Genomic DNA, 5,753 nt, shown 5'->3' with positions numbered 1-5,753 from the left:
GCGTTTCCGCGCTTGGCCTGTCTTGCGCAAAAACGCAACCGGCTTCCATCGCTTGCGGCGAACTTGCATTTCCTGACAGTACAGACGAAAGCCCCTGATCGCGGCGGGTGTTGACCAATCAAGCCGATCCGACGCAGCAATTGGTACGTGCGGGACCGGTAGACGAGCCTCCAGATATCTGCAACCCTCTGACCGCTCCTCGCAAAAGATGTAGTGCATGACGCATAAATCCAATCCTCCCTGCACATCGACTGAGCCGCGCCTCGCCTCCGTCAGGGGCGAGGCCGAGGGATCGGGGATCCATGAGAGCGAAACGCTGGAGAGCGCGCGGTCTGTCCGCAGTGGTCGTCACCAGCCTGCTGACCGTCGGCTGGCCCGCGCTGACCGCCACGGCGGCCACGGGGCCGAACGCGGCCTCGGGCCTGCCGGCCAAGGCGAGCAGCGCGCGGGCGAAGAACACCGCCGCCGGCATCACCGACGGCGACCAGGGCACCTACTGGCAGGCCGCGAAGAGCGACCAACCCCAGTGGGTGCAGACCGACCTGGGAACCACCGTCCGGACGGACGGGGTCGTACTGAAACTCCCGGCCGGGTGGGCGAGCCGCACCCAGACCCTCGCCGTCCAGGGCAGCGTCGACGGCACGGCATTCGCCACGCTGAAGAGCTCCGCGACCTACACTTTCAGCCCGGGCCAGGCCAACGCCGTCACCGTGAACTACCCGTCGACCAAAGCGCGTTACGTACGGATCGCGGTCACGGACAACTCCGTCGCCGACGCCGCGCAGCTCTCCGAACTGGAGGTCAAGGTCGCCGCCGCGTCCTCGGTGAACCTGGCGAGCGGTCGCACCATGTCGGAGAGCAGTCACACCGACGTGTACCCGGCGTCCAACGCCAACGACGGCAACAAGTCCACGTACTGGGAGAGCGCCAACAACGCGTTCCCGCAGTGGATCCAAGCGGATCTCGGTTCCGCCGTGCGGGTCGACCGGGTGGTCCTGAAGCTGCCGGACAGCTGGGGGCCGCGCAGTCAGACGCTGAAGATCCAGGGCAGCGCGAACAACTCGGCCTTCACGGACCTCACCGCCTCGCAGGCGTACGCCTTCGACAGCGCGGGAGGTCAGACGGTCACCATCTCCTTCGACGCCACCACCACGCGTTACGTGCGTGCCCTGTTCACCGCGAACAGCGTGCAACCGGGCGCCCAGGTGTCCGAGTTCGAGGTCTACGGCCCCGAGACGGGTGACACCCAGGCTCCGTCCGCGCCGTCCGGCCTCGCCTTCACGGAGCCCGCGAGCGGTCAGGTCAAGCTGACCTGGAACGCCTCCACCGACAACACCGCCGTCACCGGCTACGACATCTACGCCAACAACACCCTGCTGAGCAGTGTGGCGGGCGGGGTGACCACGTTCACCGACAACCGGCCCGCGAACCAGACCGTCTCGTACTACGTGCGGGCCAAGGACGCGGCCGGGAACCAGTCGGGCAACAGCAACACCGTCACCCGGCAGGCGAGCAGCGGGGACACCACGGCGCCGACCGCCCCCTCCGGGCTGGCGCTGACCGAGCCGGCCAGCGGCCAGGTCAAGCTGACCTGGAACGCCTCCACCGACAACACCGCCGTCACCGGCTACGACATCTACGCCAACAACGCCCTGCGGGGCAGCGTCGGCGGCTCGGTGACGACGTACACCGACACGCAGCCCGCCTCGGCCACGGTCACCTACGTGGTCCGTGCGAAGGACGCGGCCGGCAACCAGTCGGCGGCGAGCAACTCCGTGACCCGCAACGGCTCGGGCACCACCGGCTCCAACCTCGCGGTTTCCAAGCCGATCACCGCTTCGTCGTACGTGCACACCTACGTCGCGACGAACGCCAACGACAACAACCTGACGACCTACTGGGAAGGCGCCGGGGGTAGTTACCCCAACACCCTGACCGTGCAGCTGGGTTCCAACGCGGACCTGAGCTCTCTGGTGCTGAAGCTCAACCCGGACAGCGCGTGGGGGGCCCGGACGCAGACCTTCGAGGTGCTCGGGCGGGAGCAGAGCGCGAGCTCGTTCACCAGCCTGGCCGCCTCGAAGAGCTACTCCTTCGACCCGGCGAGCGGCAACACCGTCACCGTGCCGGTGTCCGGCCGAGTGGCCGACGTACAGCTGAAGTTCACCGGCAACTCCGGCTCCTCGGCCGGTCAGGTGGCGGAGTTCCAGGTGATCGGGGTACCGGCACCCAACCCGGACCTCGAAGTCACCGGTGTGACGTCCACGCCTTCCGCCCCGGTGGAGTCGGACACCATCAGCCTCGGCGCCACGGTGCGCAACAGCGGCGCGGTCGCGTCGCCCGCCACCAAGGTGGACCTGCTGCTCGGCGGTTCCAAGGTGGCCACCGCTTCGGTCGGCGCTCTCGCGGCCGGGGCGTCGACCACGGTCAGCGCCTCGATCGGCACGCGTGAGGCGGGGAGTTACCCGCTGGGCGCGGTGGTCGACCCGGCGGGCGAGGTGATCGAGCAGAACGAGTCCAACAACGCCTACAACCGCACCGATCCCCTCGTGGTGAAGCCGGTCTCCAGCTCGGACCTGGTCGCCTCGGTCAACACCACGCCGTCCAGCCCCTCGGCCGGTGACGCGGTGACCTTCGACGTGGCGATCAAGAACCAGGGGTCGATCGCCTCGGCGAGCGGCAGCCACGGAGTGACCCTCGCGGTGCTCGACTCGACCAACACGACCGTGAAGACCCTGACGGGCGCGTTCTCCGGGACCATCGCGGCCGGAGCGACCGCGGCCCCGGTGAAGCTCGGCCCGTGGACGGCGGCCAACGGCTCGTACACCGTGAAGGTGACGCTCGCCGACGACGCCAACGAGCTGCCGGTGAAGCGGACGAACAACGTCTCCACCCAGTCGCTGTTCGTCGGCCGCGGCGCCAACATGCCGTACGCCACGTACGAGGCGGAGGACGCCACGACCGGCGGCGGCGCCCAGGTGGTCGGTCCCAACCGCACGGTGGGCGACATCGCCGGTGAGGCGTCCGGCCGTAAGGCGGTCAACCTGGACGCGACCGGCGAGTACGTCGAGTTCACCACCCGGGCCGCCACCAACACGCTGGTGACCCGGTTCTCCATCCCGGACGCCCCGGGCGGCGGGGGCATCGACTCCACCATCGACGTCTACGTCGACGGGGTCCTGAAGAAGGCGCTCCCGCTGACCTCCCGGTACGCGTGGCTGTACGGCGCGGAGGCCGGTCCCGGCAACTCCCCCTCGGCGGGTGCTCCCCGGCACATCTACGACGAGGCACACCTGCTGCTCGGCGAGACCGTGCCGGCCGGAGCCAAGATCCGGCTGCAGAAGGACGCCGCGAACACCTCCACGTACGCGATCGACTTCGTGAGCCTGGAGCAGACGGCGGTCGTCGCCAACCCGGACCCGGCGGCGTACGCCGTGCCGGCCGGATTCACCCACCAGGACGTCCAGAACGCCCTGGACCGGGTGCGGATGGACACCACGGGCAAGCTGGTCGGCGTCTACCTGCCGACGGGCGACTACCAGACCTCGTCCAAGTTCCAGGTGTACGGGAAGGCGGTGAAGGTCGTCGGTGCCGGTCCCTGGTACGCGAGGTTCCAGGCGCCTGCCGGGCAGGAGAACACGGACATCGGGTTCCGCGCGGACGCGACCGCGAACGGCTCGTCGTTCTCGGGCTTCGGCTACTTCGGCAACTACACCTCCCGGATCGACGGTCCTGGCAAGGTGTTCGACTTCGCGGGCGTTTCCGACATCGTGATCGACAACGTCTGGGTCGAGCACATGGTGTGCCTGTACTGGGGCGCGAACACGGACCGGATGACCATCAAGAACTCCCGTATCCGGGACACGTTCGCCGACGGCATCAACATGACCAACGGTTCGACGGACAACCTGGTGTCCAACAACGAGGCCCGGGCGACCGGTGACGACAGCTTCGCGCTCTTCTCGGCGATCGATGCCGGCGGGGCGGACATGAAGAACAACGTCTTCGAGAACCTGACGTCGATCCTCACCTGGCGGGCCGCGGGTATCGCCGTGTACGGCGGCTACGACAACACCTTCCGCAACCTGCGGGTCGCCGACACCCTCGTCTACGCGGGAATCACCATCTCCTCGCTGGACTTCGGGTATCCGATGAACGGGTTCGGCACCGGGCCCACCGCTCTGGAGAACATCTCCCTGGTACGGACCGGTGGCCACTTCTGGGGGTCGCAGACCTTCCCGGCCATCTGGGTGTTCTCCGCCTCGAAGGTGTTCCAGGGCATCAGGGTCAGCCACGTGGACATCGTGGACCCGACCTACAGCGGGGTGATGTTCCAGACCAACTACGTGGGCGGGCAGCCACAGTTCCCGATCAAGGACACGGTCTTCACGGACGTCTCGATCTCGGGCGCGCGGAAGAGCGGGGACGCCTTCGACGCGAAGTCCGGCTTCGGTCTCTGGGCGAACGAGCTGCCGGAGTCGGGTCAGGGACCCGCGGTCGGTGAGGTCACCTTCAACGGCCTGCGGCTCTCCGGCAACGCGGTGGACATACGCAACACCACCTCCACCTTCAAGATCAACGTCAACCCGTAAGGAGCGGACCGACAGGATGTACGGGCCGTCGTGGCGGGGTCGACCTACCGCCGCGACGGCCCGCGAGTCTTCCGCAAATGGCTTGCACAGATTGCGTTAGTCTTGCGGTCATGACGCGAAGACTTGCTCAAGTGGCAAAGAAGGTGGGTGTCAGCGAGGCCACGGTCAGCCGGGTCCTCAACGGCAAGCCCGGAGTCTCCCAGGCGACCCGTCAGTCGGTGCTCACGGCGCTGGACGTGCTCGGCTACGAACGGCCGAGCCAGCTACGCGGCGAACGGGCGCGACTGGTGGGGCTGGTCCTGCCCGAGCTTCAGAATCCGATCTTCCCGGCCTTCGCGGAGGTGATCGGCGGCGCGCTCGCGCAGCAGGGCCTCACACCGGTGCTCTGCACCCAGACCAAGGGTGGCGTCTCGGAGGCGGACTACGTGGACCTGCTGCTCCAGCAGCAGGTCTCCGGGGTCGTCTTCGCCGGCGGGCTCTTCGCCCAGGCGGACGCGGAGCACGCGCATTACCGACGGCTCGCGGAGCGCAGGATTCCGGTGGTCCTCATCAACGCCCCCATAGAGAACATCGACTTCCCCTGCATCTCCTGCGACGACGGTGTCGCCGTCGAGCAGGCATGGCGTCATCTCACCTCGCTGGGTCACGAGAAGATCGGCCTGGTGCTGGGCCCGGCCGACCACATCCCCTCCCGGCGCAAGCTGGCGGCCGCCAGGACGGTCGCGACGGCCAACGGGCGGGAGCTGACGGCGGAGTTCGTCGAGCGGACCATGTTCTCCCTGGAAGGCGGTCAGGCGGCCGCCTCGCGGCTGCTGGACCGGGGCGCCACCGGCATCATCTGCGCGAGCGACCCGCTGGCCCTCGGCGCGGTGCGGGCGGCCCGCCGGCGCGGGATCTCCGTGCCCGACGGGGTGTCGGTGGTCGGTTACGACGACTCCGCGTTCATGAACTGCACGGAGCCGCCGCTGACCACCGTGCGCCAGCCCATCGAGGCGATGGGCCGCGCGGTCGTCGAGCTGCTCTGCGCCCAGATCCAGGGCGGCGAGGTGCACCACGGCGAACTGCTCTTCGAACCCGAGCTGGTGGTGCGCGGGTCGACGGCCCAAGCACCGCGGTAGGCCGGCGCACCGCGGCGCCGCGCGGCGCCCGTCCCCTTCCCGGGGC

General features: G+C 68.6%; 2 protein-coding genes. Both read left to right on the top strand.

What is annotated here, in order from left to right; genetic code table 11:
- Positions 1-302: 302 nt before the first annotated feature.
- Positions 303-4,589 carry a discoidin domain-containing protein gene (locus ACFWEP_RS30550; RefSeq protein WP_387374920.1) on the top strand — a complete coding sequence of 1,429 codons (4,287 nt, stop codon included), beginning with the start codon at positions 303-305 and terminating at the stop codon, positions 4,587-4,589.
- 110 nt (positions 4,590-4,699) lie between these two features.
- Positions 4,700-5,707, top strand: a complete 1,008-nt coding sequence (locus ACFWEP_RS30545; RefSeq protein ID WP_387374918.1) for a LacI family DNA-binding transcriptional regulator — start codon at positions 4,700-4,702, stop codon at positions 5,705-5,707.
- Positions 5,708-5,753: the final 46 nt, after the last annotated feature.

Origin of the sequence: Streptomyces sp. NPDC060198 (genome assembly GCF_042728415.1) — a bacterium.
GTDB lineage: Bacteria > Actinomycetota > Actinomycetes > Streptomycetales > Streptomycetaceae > Streptomyces.
Note: the sequence above shows the minus strand (reverse complement) of the source record. Positions and strands in the feature narration are given on the sequence as shown.

What these genes read in the sequence shown, in the direction of transcription:
- ACFWEP_RS30550 (WP_387374920.1), top strand. Translation starts at nt 303, where the DNA reads ATGAGAGCGAAACGCTGGAGAGCGCGCGGTCTGTCCGCAGTGGTCGTC.
- ACFWEP_RS30545 (WP_387374918.1), top strand. Translation starts at nt 4,700, where the DNA reads ATGACGCGAAGACTTGCTCAAGTGGCAAAGAAGGTGGGTGTCAGCGAG.